The organism is Streptomyces sp. NPDC043878 (assembly GCF_056435735.1).
In genome coordinates this window covers 91,907-109,639 of sequence record NZ_JBWKDW010000024.1, presented here as the reverse complement: position 1 = coordinate 109,639, position 17,733 = coordinate 91,907, and the positions used below count along the sequence as shown (strand labels likewise).

15 protein-coding genes and 2 pseudogenes are annotated in these 17,733 nt (G+C 69.7%); 9 read left to right on the top strand and 8 right to left on the bottom strand.

The features are described 5' to 3' along the window. Positions 1-924 precede the first annotated feature (924 nt). The gene (locus AC07AZ_RS29115) at positions 925-1,089 is read right to left on the bottom strand and encodes a hypothetical protein (RefSeq protein ID WP_478852893.1); all 165 of its coding nucleotides are present in this window, start codon (positions 1,087-1,089) and stop codon (positions 925-927) included. Between the two features lie 264 nt (positions 1,090-1,353). Between AC07AZ_RS29115 and AC07AZ_RS29110 the strand changes: the two genes are divergently transcribed. Next, on the top strand, positions 1,354-1,596 hold the full coding sequence (locus tag AC07AZ_RS29110) for a hypothetical protein (RefSeq protein ID WP_478852891.1): 243 nt from the start codon (positions 1,354-1,356) through the stop codon (positions 1,594-1,596). Between the two features lie 93 nt (positions 1,597-1,689). Here the strand turns inward: AC07AZ_RS29110 and AC07AZ_RS29105 are convergent. Then, positions 1,690-1,935 (bottom strand): annotated as a pseudogene (locus AC07AZ_RS29105) (IS5/IS1182 family transposase); the annotation flags it as partial. A 125-nt stretch (positions 1,936-2,060) separates the two neighbouring features. On the opposite strand from AC07AZ_RS29105, the gene AC07AZ_RS29100 reads away from it, so the two are divergent. The 4 genes and pseudogenes from AC07AZ_RS29100 to AC07AZ_RS29085 form a co-directional block, all read left to right on the top strand. Then, positions 2,061-2,396, top strand: a complete 336-nt coding sequence (locus AC07AZ_RS29100; RefSeq protein ID WP_478852889.1) for a hypothetical protein — start codon at positions 2,061-2,063, stop codon at positions 2,394-2,396. A 168-nt stretch (positions 2,397-2,564) separates the two neighbouring features. Next, positions 2,565-2,888 (top strand): hypothetical protein, encoded by a 324-nt coding sequence (locus AC07AZ_RS29095; RefSeq protein WP_478852887.1) that lies wholly within the window; start codon positions 2,565-2,567, stop codon positions 2,886-2,888. 230 nt (positions 2,889-3,118) lie between these two features. Beyond that, positions 3,119-3,460, top strand: a complete 342-nt coding sequence (locus AC07AZ_RS29090; protein ID WP_478852885.1) for a hypothetical protein — start codon at positions 3,119-3,121, stop codon at positions 3,458-3,460. 181 nt (positions 3,461-3,641) lie between these two features. Next, positions 3,642-3,914: pseudogene (locus AC07AZ_RS29085) on the top strand (FAD/NAD(P)-binding protein); the annotation flags it as partial. 422 nt (positions 3,915-4,336) lie between these two features. Here AC07AZ_RS29085 and AC07AZ_RS29080 read toward each other — a convergent pair. The 3 genes from AC07AZ_RS29080 to AC07AZ_RS29070 all read right to left on the bottom strand — a co-directional run bounded on the left by AC07AZ_RS29080 (position 4,337) and on the right by AC07AZ_RS29070 (position 5,802). Beyond that, the gene (locus AC07AZ_RS29080; protein WP_478852883.1) at positions 4,337-4,627 is read right to left on the bottom strand and encodes a hypothetical protein; all 291 of its coding nucleotides are present in this window, start codon (positions 4,625-4,627) and stop codon (positions 4,337-4,339) included. A 211-nt stretch (positions 4,628-4,838) separates the two neighbouring features. Continuing rightward, positions 4,839-5,129, bottom strand: coding sequence for a hypothetical protein (locus AC07AZ_RS29075; RefSeq protein ID WP_478852881.1), 291 nt, complete (start codon positions 5,127-5,129; stop codon positions 4,839-4,841). Positions 5,130-5,316: 187 nt separating this feature from the next. Further along, a complete protein-coding gene (locus AC07AZ_RS29070) occupies positions 5,317-5,802 on the bottom strand; it encodes a hypothetical protein (RefSeq protein ID WP_478852879.1) in 486 nt (161 codons plus the stop codon). A gap of 456 nt (positions 5,803-6,258) precedes the next feature. On the opposite strand from AC07AZ_RS29070, the gene AC07AZ_RS29065 reads away from it, so the two are divergent. Then, positions 6,259-6,855, top strand: a complete 597-nt coding sequence (locus AC07AZ_RS29065) for a hypothetical protein (RefSeq protein ID WP_478852877.1) — start codon at positions 6,259-6,261, stop codon at positions 6,853-6,855. 75 nt (positions 6,856-6,930) lie between these two features. Beyond that, complete coding sequence (locus AC07AZ_RS29060; protein WP_478852875.1) at positions 6,931-7,218, top strand: hypothetical protein; 288 nt, start codon at positions 6,931-6,933, stop codon at positions 7,216-7,218. A 1,194-nt stretch (positions 7,219-8,412) separates the two neighbouring features. Here AC07AZ_RS29060 and AC07AZ_RS29055 read toward each other — a convergent pair. Beyond that, positions 8,413-9,096 carry a chaplin gene (locus AC07AZ_RS29055; RefSeq protein ID WP_478852873.1) on the bottom strand — a complete coding sequence of 228 codons (684 nt, stop codon included), beginning with the start codon at positions 9,094-9,096 and terminating at the stop codon, positions 8,413-8,415. Positions 9,097-9,491: 395 nt separating this feature from the next. Between AC07AZ_RS29055 and AC07AZ_RS29050 the strand changes: the two genes are divergently transcribed. Together AC07AZ_RS29050 and AC07AZ_RS29045 are read left to right on the top strand one after the other, a co-directional pair. Further along, positions 9,492-10,085, top strand: a complete 594-nt coding sequence (locus AC07AZ_RS29050) for a YdeI/OmpD-associated family protein (protein ID WP_478852871.1) — start codon at positions 9,492-9,494, stop codon at positions 10,083-10,085. Between the two features lie 902 nt (positions 10,086-10,987). Beyond that, the gene (locus tag AC07AZ_RS29045) at positions 10,988-12,388 is read left to right on the top strand and encodes a condensation domain-containing protein (RefSeq protein ID WP_478852869.1); all 1,401 of its coding nucleotides are present in this window, start codon (positions 10,988-10,990) and stop codon (positions 12,386-12,388) included. Between the two features lie 39 nt (positions 12,389-12,427). On the opposite strand, the gene AC07AZ_RS29040 is transcribed toward AC07AZ_RS29045, so the two are convergent. Continuing rightward, positions 12,428-13,312, bottom strand: coding sequence for a hypothetical protein (locus tag AC07AZ_RS29040; RefSeq protein WP_478852867.1), 885 nt, complete (start codon positions 13,310-13,312; stop codon positions 12,428-12,430). A gap of 557 nt (positions 13,313-13,869) precedes the next feature. Then, positions 13,870-17,676 carry a CHAT domain-containing protein gene (locus AC07AZ_RS29035; RefSeq protein WP_478852865.1) on the bottom strand — a complete coding sequence of 1,269 codons (3,807 nt, stop codon included), beginning with the start codon at positions 17,674-17,676 and terminating at the stop codon, positions 13,870-13,872. Positions 17,677-17,733 lie beyond the last annotated feature (57 nt).

The window sequence follows — 17,733 nt, the reverse complement described above, 5'->3', positions numbered from 1 at the left end:
GCGTGAGCAGCATCTATCTGGCTCACCTCGTGATGCCAAAATTGTCACTCGGAATCCTGGTCATCCCCGGAATTCTCCTCGGGGCAGCCATCGCGATAGTGCTGCGCAGGCCGAAGAGAACCCGATAGCGGACTGGTACAAGCGGCCCCCGGCGGATCTGTCTTCCGCCGGGGGCCGCACACCGACCACTGGGCCCGAGAGGGCGGTACGTGACCTGATGTCCGTTTCGCGCTTTCGGGAGGGGAAAGCGCGCTGGCTGCGGCGTCGCCGGGCGGCTACGGCGCACGAGCCGGGCGACCGTCACCAGACTCTCGTCCGATGACACAGCGGCAGGTTGTCGCGGCTCCCATGCCACGTGGCCATCGAGGTAACTGAGGACTTCACGGCCCTCGTTGTCCGCACCGAGATACCGCGGAGCACCACCCCAGCCACTGGCTTCGAGCAGCCTCAGCAGATCACCCACGAACTTCGCCGAGGCTGGAAACGGCGCACCGTGTCCCCGACCGAACGACCGCATTGACGAAACCTCCAGGCAGGGACGACTCAGGCAGCCATCCCCCTTGCCCGATCGCCACCTCTGACGCTCATGACTTGTCTCGCCGCTTGATCCGCCCCCGGGACAACTCCGCCAGATGATCTACTCCGCCGACTGCCGCCCACGACCAGCACGAGCACCGCGACAGACGAGCACACCAGCCCTTTGACCTGTGACGTCAAGTTGGCGAGGGCTCACTGTTCAATCCCCTCGCGCGGCGGTGACACGTAGTGGCCACGACCACCCCGCCATCCCGCACCGTCCTGGAGCGGTTCCCCGCCGCGGGCACCCGAGGCTCATGGCCAGCCGAAACGTACGCCGCCGGCCAGCGCGCCCAAGGCCGGCCGGCTGGAAATCCGTCTGGATCTCGTACGCCGCGTAGCCGAACATCACCTGACGCCGCAGGAGTTCGCGGGAACCAGCAGGCCCTCGCCCGGCCCCAGGGCGCGCCCGGCTTCCGCCCACGCCGGTTGCCCGCCGACCTCGACCAGGACCTCGGCGCCTTCGCCGGGCCCGTACGCCCGGCCGCCGGGTCGTAGACCCGCACAGCTCATGGTCGTGACGTAACTCTGGGACCCGGCAACTCGGGTTGGCGCGACGGTGTGCGGTGCTCGACCCTCGTCTGCGGTGCGCTCCTGCCGTATGCCGAACGGCAAGAGGTCCTTCTGTAGCGCCAGTTGGTGTCCACGCCGGGGCCAGCTCGTGTGCAGGACACGTATGACCTCCGCGCGCCCGCCACTGGATGCTACTGCTAGTGTTTGCCCGGTCACTCTAGGCAACTAGCCATCATGCGTAAGCAATGGAGAACCGAGGGTTCCATGCGTAAGTTTCAGCAGGTCGTGATCGCAGCAGCAGTGGCGGCCGGCGGTCTGGCCGCCGTCGGTGCCGGAACGGCTGCCGCCGACACCCAGGACGGACCGCAGGTGTTGGACGTTTACCGCCCTTACCAGGAGTGCAGCCCGCAGACGGTGTCGGAGAACGACATCCCGATCGCAGTGCTCGGGCTCGGCCAGACCCTGGACACCACCTGCGGCCAGTACAACAGCGCCTTCACTGGCTGAGGTCAGCGGCGTCATCGTCGCGACGGCCGGTACGGGATCCCTTCGGGCCAGCCCGAAGGGACCGAATTCCGGCCGGCTGCCTTGATCTCCGCGCGAGCTTGCCGGACGGAGAACGGGGACCGCTTGGACGAGGCCGGTGATCCGCGTCGTCGAGCACCGGAGCTTGCGCAGGAGCCGCCAGGACTCGAGGGTGGCGACGGCTTGTTCGGCCAGTGCCCGGACCTTGCGCGGGACGCGTTGACGTCCTGACGGCCGGCCGAGAGGGCGTCTCCTCGGCCGCGGTACCCAGCAGAGGATGCCGGCCTCGGCGAGGGCGTCGATGATGTCGCGCTCACCCGCCTGTCAGGCCAACCGCGCAGCCGACGCGGAAGGTTGGAAAAGGGCCAGAGTCGCGGACCACGCCTGCGGCGCGGCCGATCGTGAGGGAGCGGCGCCCGGGCGCCCGCATTAAGGACACGCATCACATGTTCAGCAGGAAAAAGATCGCGGCCCTCTCGGGGCTCATCGGCGGGCTCGCCGTGGCGTCCACGGGCATCACGTGCGCCCACGCCGCGGGAGGCCCGGCATCTTGCACTCGCAGCCTCCAGGGGGACGTCATCTGCGTGCAGCACGTCGAAGGCAAGAACCCCAAGGCCGGCGCCATTCCTCATCAGGAGACCTGCTTGCCCGTGCAGTCCCTGACGCTGCCCGCCCCCACGGGCAACGGCACGACACGACTCGGCCCTCAGGTCACCTGTTCGCCTTCGGCGCCTGGAGACCCGATGGACGGGGAACGGAAACTACTCGGCCTCCTCCCCTGAGGACCGCGATGACCGAACCACGCCCCTACGGCCTCAGGCGCTCTCCCGTGCACGGGGCACCGGCCCGACATGGGGGCGCAAATCCCCTATTGATTACGCTTAGTGTGCTTACGATTACCCCGAGTCGTCAATCCAGGCAGTGTGCCTGGGTCAGGAAAGGGTCATGCTATGCGTAAGTTTCAGCGCGCCGCAGTCGTAGCGGCTGCCGTTGCGGGGCTGTCCGCCCTCGGTGCCGGCATCAGCTTCGCCGACGGCAACGACGGCGCGCCTGTACCGGTCACCGCCGTCGCCAACTCCTCTGCCAACGCCGTGGCCGTCGGGGGTGGCTACTACTTCCAGCCTCAGGCTCAGCCGCAGGTTCAGCCTGCCGCTCAGCCGCAGGAGCAGGCCCAGCCTCAGGAGCAGGGTCAGCCCGAGGAGCAGGGCCAGCCGCAGGAGCAGGGTCACCCCGAGGAGCAGGGTCAGCCCCAGGAGCAGGGTGGTAACGGCTAAGAGCAGAGCCAGGAGTCAAGGCTTGCCGCGGTCTCACTCGGCGTCGGGGTTACGTACCGAGCGGTGTGCTGAGTGATTCTCCGTGGTGCAGGTAGCCCGGACGCTGAGTTCGCGTCCGGGCTACAGCCATCCTGCCGGAGCGAAAAGACACAACTGCTTGGTTTTCTCGGCGCGGGCGACGCAGGTCAATAAAAGACTGTCCGATTTTTCACCACAAAGGAATGCGACACATGCTCTTTTCACAGAAGACTGCGGCCGCCGCGGCATTCGTCGGAAGCCTCGCCGCCATCTGCCTCGGCGCCACACATGCACATGCCCAGGGAAACCCGGGTGACTGCCCCACCACCGTGCAGGAGGGCGTGATGTGCGCCCAGAAGGGCGAGACGTACATCGACAAGGACGGCACGCACGTCATCGAGCAGGACCAGCAGTGCTCGACAACAGACCGGCCGCACGTGGTCACGCAGGACCAACTGCTGGAAAGCGACCCTGGCAAAGTGGGACCGGTTGTGGAGTGCTCCAACACGGCCAAGCTGCCCGAGGGGTTCAAGAAGCCGCACTTCGGCGTTTGAGCGCTCACGGAAAATGCTGGTACGGGAAGGCTTCCCGGGCCAGCATTTCGTTTTCGGGGACGGCAAGGTCTCCTACCCGAAGGGACCGAAGTCCCCCGTCCCCGGCTGGCCCTGCTGCTTCGTCGGCGCTGGAACCGGGCCGGACGCCGTGCAGGGCCGTATTTCGGCCGCGGTCCTGCGGGTGCGTGTGCGCCGCTCGCGGGCGGTCGCCGCGGCCGACACGCACGGGGTGCCCGGCGGCCCGCAGGGCACCCGCCTGGAGAACGGCACCCGGCTCAACGAGCTGGACGCCGTCGTGATGGCCCAGGGCCACGTCCGGGCCCGGCTGTCGGCGCGTGAGGCGCGCACGGCGAGCCTGCCGCGCATCCACCACCTCACCCACGTCACCCCGGCCAACCCGGCCGACCTGGACCTGAGCGGCATCGAACCGGGGCAGAACGTGCTGCTGCGCGGGGCTTCGGCGACGAGAGGATGCCCGTCGCAGCCGGCCAGGTCCCAGAGGTGCTCCAGCGGAAATTCGGGGCAGTCAGGGGCGGGCCGGCGACCCGCCCGTCCTGGTCGTCTCTGATGCCGGCCACGACGTGGGACGCCTGACCCTCCTGCTCGCGGACCTGCCGTGGAGTCACTGGGCTGGATGCAACACACTCACAGCGACGGCCTTCGCATTGATCCCGCGCTTCCGTGACGGAACACAAGATCAGGCGAAGGCCGTTGTTACGCTCGGAGTTCAGGCAATCCGTCGACACGTCCGAGGCCGTGTCGACGGCAGACCGCAAACACCAGGCGCAGGGCTTGCAGACAACGGAACTGCGGGTTCGGGACGTGACCCTGCGGGTCAATGAGTCACTCGCCCGCGTGTGGTCCCACTGTGAGCGGTTAGCCGCCAACCCTGTTGCTGCAGCCCATGGTTGATCCCAGCGCCGTCTTCTGGCCCCCAGGGTTGCCCTCGCCGTTCAGCAGGTTGCCGCCCAGCCCGTTGCCGATGCCCACCTGACCGAGGATATCGATGTTGCTGTCGTGCGACTGACAGGTGCTGCTCTGCACGACGTTGAAGCCGCCGCCGTCGCCCCCTCCCCAGCCCTGATCGGCGGAGGCTACGCCGGCACCCAGAAGTCCGACGTTTCCGAGTACGGCCATCAGGACGGCGGCCGTGCGGAGCTTGCGCATGTCATCTCCAGAAGAAGTGAGGTGAATGCGATCTGCGAGAGATCGCCTCTAGGGGACGCAAAGGGTTCAGAGGCGCCGGAACTCAGCGTCCAGCGCTACGCCGGGCCGCCTCAGAAAAAGTGGCTTGGCGCATGTGGAAGGTCCCGGCACTGCGCCTGGGGCCCAGTGCCGGGACCTTTCACTGTTCGGCGTCTTTACGCCGGAGGGGACTTCAGAAGGCGCTGTTGTTGCAGCCCATGGTGGAGCCGATGTCGGTGGACTGGGCGCCCGGGTTGCCTTCGCCGTTGAGGGCGTTGCCCAGCAGGCCGTTCAGCACGCCGACCTGGCCGAGGACGTCGAGGTTCAGGTCGTGCGACTTGCAGTTGGAGCTCTGCGTGACGCTGAACTGGTCGCCGCCCCCGCCCTCGCCCTCGCCGTGGCCGCCGGCGTAGGCCGTACCGCCCACAAGTCCGATGCTGCTCAGGGCAGCGACCAGGACCGCAACGTTGCGAAGCTTGCGCATTTCATCTCCGGTGGGGGTGAGTTTTTTGCGATCTGTGGAAGATCACGGTTACAGTGCGGAATATTAGCGACAAATGCCTTGAAATGGACAACGACACGCTGGTCTCATGTCGCCGGGAAAGCACCGAAAGCCGTCCTCGCCGGGCCCGGTCGTTTGCGGCCGCGCCCGGCGTCGACATAGCCGTCTGTCAGGGCTGCTGCGCGGTGGCGAACGAGTTGGACTGACTGTTGGCCTGGGTGCACTCAACGCCCCGGGTCTGGGATGCGGCAAGCAGGGCCACCGGGACGTTCGCATCGAGCAGGGTCTGCGGGCTGCACTCCTGGTACGGACGGAACAGGTTGGCCTGCCCCGCCGAAGCCGTGCCCTGCTGCCTCTGCGGCGCCTGCGGCGCCTGCGGAGAGATCTGTGGGCTGACCTGCGGGTTCAGCTGCGGATTGATCTGCGGGGAAACCTGGGTGCCACGCGACGGTACCGGCTGTTGCGGAGCCGGTGAGCCATAGGTCTGCGCGGTCGCCTGAGCGGAAGACGCCGAGGCGGCCTGGGCGTCGGGCTGCGAAACCGGGGGCGGTGCAGCGCCGTTGTGGACGGACGGGGTGACGGCGGAGCTTGGGCCGGCACCCACACCGGACAGGCCGCCGGCTGCTGCGGCGACGAGCGCGACCTTGTGAAGCATGCGCATGAGTTCCTCGGCTCTTCAATTGACCTGTGCACGGAAGCTAATGACCGATGGGGCAGCGCAGTCTTCGCTGTCCTCGCTGCCCTATTCGGCTGCGATGGGCCATCCCTATCGCCCCGTGGGGAACGAAATGGACACCAACTCGACACGGGTTCCGGCAGGTTGGTCACCCATTTGACGCAAGGTGTGAGAGCCGGGTCGGCGGACGGCAAATGGGTGATGCGTCGTCGAGTGCCGTGACCAACGCGCCGAGACCTCGTTCCCCGGAGGAGAGGGCAGCGACCGTAAATCAGGCAAGAGGCAGAGGATCTGCTGCCAGCTCCGATACGAAGTCCGCGTGCTCCTCGAGAAAACCGTAGCCTCCGGCGCGATGCGAGTAACGCACCAACTGCACGCGTGACCGCATTGAATGCAATGGACTCACATTTCAGGTAACGAAGGGCCGAGGGTTTCATGCGGAAGCTTCACAAGGCCGCGCTCGTCGTCGCGGCGGCCAGCGGTTTGGCCGGCATCGGCGCCGGCAGCAGCTATGCCAACTCACCGGAGGGGCAGCCCAATGCCACTCCGGCATCGGTTCCGGATCAGCCAGTTACTCCGGCCGCCGCTCCCCAACCAGCCCCACAGGCCGCCCCGTCCGGACCACAGCAGACCGGATTCGCGTCGGCCTCGGCCTCGTCGCAGGGCACAGCCCAAGCCTCCAGTTCGCCGAACGTGCAGCAGGCCGCGCCCGCGCAGCCGGTTCAGGCCGCACCCGTACAGCCGGCGCAGGTCGCCCCCGTACAGCCGGTTCAGGCCGCCCCACCGCAGGTCATCCCGCAGGTCATGCCTCAGGTCATGCCGCAAGTGGCGCCGCAGGTGGCAGTCCCCCAGGCCTTCTCAGAGCCTCCGATGTTCGTCGCCCCGCAGGTGAACCCGCAGCTCAACCCTCAAGTGAACCCGCTCGTCAACCCGACGATCACGCCCACGAGCGCACCCGGGCTGGCTCCGGTCGGCCTCGGACAGATCGCGGCACCCCCCGTCGGACAACTGGGACTTCCCCGACTGGGCTGACAGCCCGCCTTCCGCACATCCGCAGTCCTGACTCGACATATCAAAACCTCACACTCCCTCCAAGGAGCGCTTCTCATGCGCAAGTTGCACAAGGTCGTTCTTCTCAGCGCCCTCCTCGGCAGTGTCGGCTCCATGGGTGCCAACCCCGCCTTCGCACACGGCGAACCGGGCCACGATGGTGACAGCAACTTCGACATCACGCAGGGCGTCGAGTGCCGCTCGCACGACATGAACATCGAGGTGCTCGGCAGCATCGGCGCCCTCACCGGCCTGGCCGGGAACCTGCTGAACGGAGAAGGGGCCGCGGGCGCTCAGCAGAGCCACCTCGGTTCCGACATGGGCTGCAACAGCCGGGCGCTCTGACCGGCCTCCGGCTCAAGCCCTTCCTTGCGTCGGCGCAACGCTCCTGCTCTTCCGCGTGACGCAAGGCGTTTTATCTGCAAACCTTTCCGACTTGGCCGGCACCATCTCTGGATCGGGCTGCGCGGAGGCGGCGTGGACGCGTGAAGCGTTCGTGCCGCCTCCGTTTTCCTCGGGCCCGCCGCCGACCGCCGTCCGTTGTCAGGCGGCCCGTCACGCATTCCAGGTCAGAAGCGGCCACAGCGCGTGTACGAGGGGAATCCTTTACGGCTCGCGCCGTGGGACTTCCTGCTTCACCGCCGACTGCCCGCCCGGCGACCTTTGTTGAGGTCTTGCCCCGGGTCGGCAGGCAGACGCCGCCGACCGGGGCCAGAAGATGCTCCGCCGCGGAGAGCCGCGCGCACCGCCTGGTCTCTCGCTGCTTCTGTCCTGGCCGGCCGGCCACTCGGTCGACTGCGCTCTTTTGCGGGTACGGCCGACGAGCCTCTTGGCGCGGTGGTGGACTTGCCGTATCAAGGCCGACCGCACGGTTCGGAGCAGGCCGACAAGATGTGGTGAGGCGGGCGGGGCGTCATCCCCTGGAGGTCGCGCCTTCCGTGCGTCGGAGGGCGACGCCCCGGCAGACTGAGAGGGGAACTCAGGGTGCCCATGGCATGCGTGCCATGCACCTCGGCTGCCGAGTTGGCCAAAAGGCATCTGGACCGGGCCCCAGGAGGAGTGCTGTGACCTCCTCCTGGGGCCCGTGAAGGGAACGCACCTATCCAACGACGCTGTGCCCCCGAAGTTGTGCGCCGGCCAACTGATCTCCCGCACTGCGGCCGGTCCTGTGTCAGCGTCGTGACACGCAGACCGGGTTTCCACATGGCTTGCCTGGCCCGCGGGTCAGGCAACGCATCGAGATCCGGCAGTGGGTCACGACCAGCCCATACGGGGCGGGGCTGCGACTGGCCGCTGCGCCTTCATCGACTGCGGCAAGGAGCGTAGCGCTCGCTGCTCGAATCGTCAGTGCATGGCGGGTGGCCGGTTTCCGACTACGCATCTGCGGCAAGGGAGCCGCGACAACCGCACATCAGGTGCGGCACAAGCTGCTGCAGCGCTGTGGCACTCACGTCGATGCCATGGCGCGCAGCACGACCGGGCTGGCAGCCCGCCTGGACACCACCGGACGCGCCCGATGGGGCTGTACCGGCATCCGGGTCAGTGGCCTGGGCGGAAGCGGCGGTACAGGATCGCACCCGCGAGGATGGACACGGCGCCGCCGGCGAGGGCAGGGACGGCCAGATCCGCTCCTGTGTGGGCCAGCGTGGACGTCGCCGTATCCGGGATGTTCGCAACAGCCGGGTGCCGGGGGGCCGGCTGCGACGCCGGGGGCTTCGAGGCCGGAACATGCCGGGGGGCGTGGGGGTGAGTGTGGTCACCGCCGTTGACCGACTGGTTGCCAATCGCTGGGTTACCCACGCCGACCGCGTTGACACTGTTCCCAGAAACGTTCAGTGGCAGATCGATCGGGAGCTGCAAAGCGTTGCCTGAGATCAACCCGGGCGAGTCCGTGGCACGGCCGTGCGCCGAGGCTTCGCCGGACGAGTTTGATCCGCCGTGGGTCTGCGCACCGTCGGCCTTCACCGCCTCCTGGTTTCTGCACGCGTTGCCCATGGCCGGGTTGAGCAGCCCCACGACGTCCACCGTGTTGCCGCAGAGGTTTACCGGCACAGACAACGGAACCTGGATGTCGTTCCCGGAGAGCACCCCGGGCGAACCGGCCGCCGTACCCGCGGCGTCAGCACCGTCGGCTGCGAAGGCGGCAGACGCGGGAAGTGCCATGGCCATCGCGCCGGAGGCAGCGGCAACGGCGAGCACACGGTTTCGAGTAGCCCGTCTCATAGATCCTTACCTTCCTCACATCACCGCGGGTACTCACCCGCACATCTGCAAACGCCGGAAAGGCAGCAGGGTTATGGTGTGCCGCCGTCCAAGTCGCCGTGCTGGGCTAAGGGGCCCCGCAGATGCCGTCGATCATGTGACTGTCGACCTGGTTGCTCATCGCTCTTGGCGTGGTGGCTACGGTGAAGAGGGAATCGCGGCCGTGGATCGTCTCGGTCGTACTGTGATCGCTCGTCGCGCCGTCGGGGTTGTGGGGAGCGGTGCGTCAGCCGCGTGAGGCCATGGTGCGGCGTAGCGCTCCGCTGCGACGAGACCGCCGAGTCATACGGGGTGTTGCAGGCCCACGGGCATCGCGCATCCGGGGCCGTGCCGAATGCCTCACGACAATCGGCCGAGTGTGGTTCGCTGCTGAGGTGACTCAGGACTTGGAGATCGTCGCATTCGAATCCGCCGAGGCATTCCAGGCATGGCTCGGCGAGAACCACGCCGTCTCGCCCGGCATCTGGCTCAAGCTTCGCAGGAAGGGCCCCGGAATCGCCGCGCTGGACTACACCCAGGCGCTCGACGTGGCACTCTGCTACGGCTGGATCGACGGCCAGAAGGCAAAGTTCGACGACCAGTGGTGGCTCCAGCGGTTCACCCCGCGCAAGCCGCGCAGCAAGTGGTCCAAGGCCAACCGGGACAAGGTGGCCGCCCTGATCGAGCAGGGCCGGATGCGTCCGCCGGGACAGGCCGAGGTCGACCGCGCCAGGGCGGACGGCCGCTGGGAAGCGGCCTACGACGGCGCGAAGACCGCCTCGGTGCCGGACGATCTCACGGCGGCCCTGACCGCCGACCCGGCCGCGGCGGAGTTCTTCGAGACACTGGACCGGCAGAACCGCTACGCGATCCTGTACCGGATCCAAGACGCCAAGAAGGCCGAGACCCGGGCGCGCCGGATCGAAAAGTACGTAGCGATGCTGGCGAAGGGCGAGAAGCCGCACCCGTAGTCACGGAGAGGGACCGTGGCCGTGTGCTGCCCTGGACTCCCGGCGCGCCTGCGGCCCTTGCAGCAGCCGCCAACCGCCGTCGCTGAGCGTAACGCGACGTCAGAGGCCCTGAGCAGGCGCACCGCTCAAGATCGAAGACCGTCAGGGCGTTCGTCCGGGGCTGCTGGCCTCACCGACACCGATCGATACAGACCGCGGTGGGACGCCGGAGCCCTGGGACAGGTCCTTCCAGCACGGCGTCCTTGCGGCTCTGCGAACGGCAACGTCTGACCAGGTGTGCGACCGGCGGATGACTGCAGTTCCTCACGTTGCGCTCTGCGCCCGGATTCAGCTTCTGCGTCCAGCAGCACCGGGGGCTTGTTCTCCCACTGGTGGTGGGGGAACAAGCCCCAAGTCGGCCTGTTTGAAGGGTGGCCGGCCCCGGGCCGACAGGCCCGTCCCCTGTCACGGCAGGAATGGCCGATGCCCGACGGCTGCCGGCCACCGAAGGAAGAAATGGTCAACAGCCGTCCGAGCGCGGACACGGCGTGCCGTGCTGCCAGTCCAACGATCCGACCCGGTTTCCGTCACGCCCGCCTTCGCTCCCCCGCGGTGGTCTGCCCCTGCCCCGGCCACCGTCGACGCCACGTCTCCTCCGGGGGACGGAGGCCGTGAGGCGGTCCGCCTCGGCCATCGAGCCGGTCTGGAACCGTACGGCTCTGACGCCAAGGTGAGGCGCGTTCCCCGTGGTCGTGACCGGCCTCGACGTGACGACATCACACCAGCGAAATGGAAGCGATGGATGGGTCGCTTCACCGTTCGACGTACCACACGTTCTGCTGATTCGCGGGCGACATGGCACACGGCGCTCGCACACGACTCCACGTTGATCAAGCCTGTGTTCCGACGAGGGAGACGCCACTGTGCGAATTTCTGACATTCAGCGCTGCGAGGTCCGGCCCGGACGGCTTGTGGAGTGGAGGTTCAGCCCTGAGACCGTTGCGGCCGCGACGGTGCTGCCGACGGATCCACGGCCTCCGGCGTACATCCAGGAGTCACACATCAGAACGGCGCGGTCGGTGCGCGAGGGGGGCTTGTTCGTGCCGACCTGGCTCGGTACGGCTTTCGACCTGCCGGGCCAGGTGGACCTCGAGGTGCTGGAACAGGCTCTGCGCGGCTGGACACTGCGCCACGAGACGCTGCGCAGCGGGTTCAGGTGGGTGGACGACGAGATGCACCGGTTCACTCTCGACGAGGACGATGTCACGCTCCACCGCGAGGTGGTGGGCGACTTCGCCGACGCGGACCTGCTCGTCCGGCATTTGCAGGACCGTTTCGACGAGGCGGCAGATGCTCTCGGCTGGCCCAATCTCCTCTACGCGGCGGTCGTCCGCGAGGACTCCACCAGCGTGTACCTGGCCTTTGACCACACCAATGTCGACGCCTACTCGCTGCAACGCATCCCGAACGAAGTGCAGGAGCTGTACAGGGCGCACGTCGCGGGGCGGCCTCTCGTCGCTGCACCGGTCGCGAGTTACGTGGACTTCTGCGAGCAGGAGCGGGCGAACGCGAACGCCATCGACGACACACACGCGATCGTCACGCGCTGGCGGGAGTTCATCGGCCGGTGCGACGGCAGGCTTCCGGAGTTCGGTGTCGATCTGGGCCTGCAGCCCGGTGACACTCTGCCCGTCCAGAAGCTGATGCGCGAGCCGCTCGTCGACGCCGGCGCGGCCGCAGCGTTCGAGACGTATTGCCGGCCCTACGGCGGGAGTCTGGTGGGCGTCCTGGCAGCGACCAGTCTGATCGTCCACGAACTCGGTGGGCAGCCGGTCTACCGCACGGTCGTGCCGTTCCACACCCGGCTGAAGTCCGCCTGGTCGGACTCCGTGGGCTGGTATGTCGGTGGCGCGCCGATCGAAGTGCCTGCGGCACGGGACTTCGATGCTGCGCTCGCCTCGGTCCGGTCCCAGCTGCACGCCAACCGGTCGTTGGCGCGCATTCCTCTGGCCCGAGTGCTGCGCCTGCTGGGTGAGGACTTCCGTCCTACGTCACCCGACCTGTACTCGATCATCTCGTATGTGGATGCCCGCCTCATTCCTGGTTCGGCATGCTGGACCGAACAAAAGGCGTACGGGCTGCTCCGTGTGTCGTACGGCGATCAGGTGTGCGCCTGGGTCAACCGGCTTCACGAGGGACTGTGGCTCGCTTGCCGCTACCCGGACACGGACATCGCCTGCAAGAACGTGCGCTTGTACATCGAGAAGCTTCGAGAGCTGATCGTCTCGGTCTGTCATGCGACGTCAGCCGTTGCAGGGCGATGAGTGATCGCTCTCGCCATCCCTCATCCCTTGCCTTCCCCATCAGGTGTGCTGGTCGGCGAGCTTGTGGGCGGGGGCGGTGGCGTCCTCGGTCCGGCGCCGGGCCTCCCGCACGGCCCGGTCCATGGTGCGGGTGCGGTCGTGGGCTTTCCGGGCGGCGTCCTGGGTCCGCTGATGCTCGCGTTCGGCATCATGAAGCTGCCGGGACAGATCGCTGACGCGCTGCTTCGCCTGCCGCTGCTTCTCCTCCGCGCGGTGTTGCTGCTCCTGGGCTGCGGCCAGCTCGCGCTCGCGGTCGTGCAGCTCCCGCTCGGCTTCCGCGGCCTGCTGCCGGGCCCGCTCCACCCGCTCGCGCTGCTCCCTGCTCCGGGCCTGCGCGGCATCCTGCTTGGTCGCCTCACCGGCAGGCCGGGAGGCGCGGCAGGATGCGGGGGCCGGCGCCGGCGGGCGGGTGAGGGTGGGGAAGCCGGCGGGCGTCAGCGGTTTCGTCAGGCGTCCGGTCGCCCAGGACTGGGCTGCCTGGGGGTCGGCCAGGGCCGCGTGCAGGGTGTCCTGGACCTCCTGGCGGGCATCGTCGCTGATCGCCTGCCCGGCCTGCGCCGTCAGCCGGCCGGCCTGCCGGGCCAGCGCGAAGGTGACCTGGTGCTGCTGCGCGGACAGCTCCCGCAGCTGCTCAGCGTCCAGGTCCTGGTGGGCCTGGCGTAGTGCCTCACCCCACCGCAGGAGACGCCGCACTTCGTCGGGCTGCTCGCGCACCAGCAGGTTGCTCGCCCATGCCGCCAGGGTCGGACGGCGCAGAGCGCGGATCTGCTCGGCCAGCTCCCGGTCGCCGGCAGCCCGCGCGGCCTTGGCCCGCTCGTCCCGGACGGCGGTGAACTCGCCCGGCGGCAGACCGTACAGCTCATCCGCGACACCCTCCACATCCACCCTTGCCTCCCACTCACCACCTCCCGATATGTGAAGTCTGGCATTGATCAGTCAGATGTGTATGGGTGTGAGGTCCAGCGGGCGGACGGCCACCGTGAAGGCATCGAGCGTGACCTGGACACCGCCGCAGCCGGTGCTCGCCTCCCCCGGTCTTCAGCCCCGACGCGGCCGGGCCGGGCGGGCGGGCGGGCCGCAATCATGGGCAGGGTTCTTCACGGTCCGCTGTCCACGCATTCTCGCGGCCTGCGGGCCGGGCTCTTGGAAACGGACCAGGGCCCGTCCGATCGGCGGGTCAGACGGAGAGGTGGCAGCGCTGAGAGGGACGCTCTCGGGCGCCGCGCGGATGACGGCCGGGCAGATCCGCGAACCGCCTGGCCGGCCGGATCCGCCGCGTGGAGGGTGAAGGTCTCCCGTGGTCGCCGGGTGATCGGCTCACCGCCGGTGAAGCGGGCTGCGTGCCGGAGCGCGGCACGGGACCTGTCCGGCGAGTGTGGTCGGCTCGACCCGGCCGTGTCGGCTTCCGCGGGTTCGGCGCGGCCAGACCTTGATCGACAAGTTCAGGCTCCCGTGTGGACGTGCGCGGCCCAGCGGGTGGGGGTGGCGGGGTAGCGGTCGCGGAGGTCCAGGAGGGCGTCGGTCAGGGCTTGGGCGCCGGGCAGGCCGACGGCGCGGCGGGCGTGGAAGGCCTCGGCCACCGCCTGGGCCGCCGCGTCGGTGACCGGCCAGAGGGTGCCGACCACCTGGCGGTAGCCGCAGAGCTGGAAGGCGGCGGTGATGTGCACGAACTCATCGGCGAGCCGGTGGGGCGTGACGCCGGTGCTGCACGCGGACAGGTAGGCCAGCTCGGCCTCGCGCAGGCGGAGGTTCGCGAGCGCGGCGACGGTCAGCGGACGTTCGCGGTGGTCGGCCAGGAGGAGGCGACTGTTTGACGGGTCGAGCGGGTCGCTCAGACCGTGGCAGACGAAGTGCGCACTGCCATGCCGGGGCAGGGCGTCGAGCACGGATTGCGAGGTGGCGGCCGGGCCGGTGAGCACGGTGACGGGTCCGGCGGGCCGCAGCAGTTCGGCGACGCGAGCCGCCTCCTTCTCGGCGTGGCCGAGGGGTTCCGCGTCCGGGGTCTGCGGCAGGGCGACGACCAGCGTGCCTGCGGTCGGGGGTGCGGGCGGGCGGGTGTGGGCCTGTGCCAGGACGCGCAGGGTGGAGGTGGTGGAGGAGACCGTTCGGTCCAGGAGGGTGGCGCGGCGCCGGCCTGCGGGCGGAGGTTCGCGGTGCCGGCCGGCGGCGTGCAGGGGCAGCGAGGCGAGGAAGCCGACCGGGCACCACCACAGGCGGGGCGTGGGGTGGCTGGCCGAGCCGTCGACGCCGAGCCGGTCGAGTACGGGGGCGGCGACGGTGTCCCAGAGCCAGGCGAGCACGTCGTGCAGCTCGCTCTGGGCGTGTTCCTGGGCGTCGAAGGCGGCGAACGGGTCGTCGCCGGGCTCGTGGAGGGCGGCGAGCGCGTCCTTCAGTCGTTGTGCGCGGGCGGCCGCGTCCTCGGCGGTCAGACCGGGCAGCGGGACGACGGCGACCGGTGCCGTGGGCGGTGCGGCAGGGTCGAGGATGAGGGCGTCGCAGCGCCAGGGGCTGCTGTAGACCAGGACGACCGGGCCCTGCCCTGTCGCGTCCCGCAGCTCGTGGATCGTCGGCCCGTCCAGGACGTCGGTGTGGCCCAGCGCGCGGATGCGGTTGAGCAGTTGCGTCCAGCGGACGCCGTGGCGCAGCCGCTCTTCGGCCGTGCCGTCCAACGCGGCCGGCACGCCCGAGCGCATCTCCTCTAATTGGGCGGCGAGTTCGGGCTGTTCGCGGCGCAGGTCCGCAAGCGTGGCGTCGGGGGTGCCCAGGGCATCGGCGGCGAGGACGCCCCGGGCGCGTTCAAGGAGTTCCACGGCCCGTGCGGGGTGGCCGGCCGCGACGGCGGCGGCCGCCGTGGAGGAGGCCAGTCCGGCGCTGTCCAGGAGCGTGAACTGCCGGTCTCGGCGGGTGAGTTCGTGCGGGGCGATGAGCGGCAGCAGTTCGACGGCCGTCCCGTAGGCGTCGAGTGCGGCCTCGGCGTCGCCGCGGTCCATGGCCCAGTTGCCGGCGCGGGCCGCGGCGGCGAGCCGTGCGGCGGGCCGGGCCGTGGTGATCGCGGCTGCCTGCCGGAAGGCTTCCTCGGCCTCCGCGGCGGCCTGTGTGGCGCGCTCCGTGTCGCCTGCCGCGTGTGCCTCGCGGTGGTCGGTGGCGCGGGCCACGGCGAGCGCCAGCAGGAACTCGGCGCGGTCCGGGTGCTGTTCGGGCACGGCGGCGGCCGCCTCGCGGGCCAGCGCGGCGGCCTGCGCGAGGGCGTCGGGCTCCGGCGTCTCCAGCACCGCCGCGGCCTGGTGGTGGGCCTGCAGACATTCGGCGAGGGCCAGCCGCACCATGGGGCCGTTCGTTGCGTCGAGCGGGATCGCGGCGACGGCCTCGCGCAGCAGGGCCAGGGCGAGGGAGAGCAGGGCCGGATGGGGCTCGGGCCCGGCGCACAGGTCCAGGACGGCGCGGCCTGCCTGGGCGGTGACGGACGGCTTGAGCGGATGGTCGTCGGGGCAGGTCCGCTGGGCCTGCAGGCAGCAGCTGACGCCCTCCGACATCCGCTCGACGTAGGCGTCCTCGTCGCTCAGCCGGTTCGCGCCGCGTACCAGCACCTCGCCGAGGTGGGCCAGCGCCACGGCGCGCCCCACGCCGGAGGGGGGCGAGGAGGCCACCACCCGGCGGGCGTAGGTCTCGGCGTCCCTGAGCGCGTCGAGGTCGCGGCGGCGCTGGTACAGCTCGAAAAGCCCCTGGCTCAACTCGGTGAGCCAGGTGAGCTGTTCGCCGGCGGTGAGGTCGGGGTCCGGGCCGTCGGGGCCGCCGTCGAGTTCCCGCATCAGCTCGATGCCCTCGGCGAGTGCGGAGAGGTCGCCGCTCTCGTCGTAGCGCCTCATCAGGAATCCGGCGAGCGCCCGCCGGGCGCGGCGCGAGCGGGGCCCGGGTGGCTCGGCCCGTACGCGCTGCCGCGCCTCCTCGACGGGGTCGGCGGGGTCGGCGGGGTCCTGCCCGGCCGTGTGGGCCAGCTGCTCGGCCTTGCGCAGCAGCTCGGCGGCGTCGCGGTAGGCGTTGTGGCCGGGCGGCGCGAGGTGGACTGTTGCTTCGGCGACGGCCAGGATCTCCGCGACCAGCGCCGGGTCCTTGCCCGCCTGATCCTGCCCGGCGAGGTCGAGCAGGCAGCGGGTGAGCAGCAGCCTGCGGGAGATCCGGTTCGGGTCGTTGGCGGCGGAGCCCGCCACCGAGGCCCGCAGCGCGTCGGCGGAGCGGCGCAGCAGCCGCAGGTCGCGGGTTTCCTTGTAGAGCTCGCGCAGGTCCTTGCCGTAGTTGTTGAGGATCGCGGCCCGCTGCGGCTCCGCGTCGGGCACGGTGCGGGCGGCCTGCGCGCCGAAGTCGACGGCGGAGCGCAGGACGGCCGGGTCCGCGGAGCGCTCGTACAGCGCCGAGTACAGGTTCTGGACGTGGCACAGGCGCACGGCGCGCAGGGGGTCGTGCGCGGGTGTGAGGTTCAGCGCGACGATGCTGGTCTCCAGGCTCTCCTTCAGGGCCGCCTCGTCGCCGGTGCGGCGGAACGCGTCCAGGAGCAGCGAGCCGTGGTTGAACATGACCAGCGGCCGCTGCGGATCGTGCTCGGCGCACAGCCGGGCGGCCTCCTCGCTGACACCGCGTGCCGCCTGCAGGACGTGGAGGTCGCCGGTGCGGGCCAGTTCGTGTTGGAGGGCGACGCCCAGTGCGGTCCGGGCGCGGACGCTGCGGGAGCGCTGGTCCTCGGGCAGGATCGCGAACAACCCCGGGGTGGCGCCGACCAGTTCGCGAAGCAGGATGATGGCGGTGCGCAGGGTCGCCGGGTCGCGGATCGCGCGGTAGCGCTCGACGGCCACCGCGGCGTGGTCGTACAGCGCCTCCAGCCGCAGGCCGGGCTCGCGGGTGATCCTGGCGAGGCTCCTCGGCAGCCGGGGCAGTCGCCGTACGGCGGCTTGGATGTCGGGCGGCAGGAGTGCGGGCGCGAGTGCCTGGAGCCAGGCGCACAGCTCCAGGGCCCGGTTGCGCAGGGTGCGTGCGCTGACGGGCAGCGGCGGGGCGGCCAGGTGGAGCTGCCAGCTCGCGACGGCGACGGTCTGTGCCATGTCGGCCTCGGGCGGCGGATGGTCGTGCAGCGCCTGGTCGGTGAGCAGCAGCAGGTGTGCGGTCGTGGGGGCAAGCAGCGGCGCGAGGTCCCCGGTGTCCTCGAACCGGCTGACGCGGGCGCGCAGTTCGGCGTAAAGACTCAGCTCGACAGCCACTTGGCGCTCCCGTCCCGCTACCGGCCACTGTCTGCCATTCTCTGCCATGACGACCTT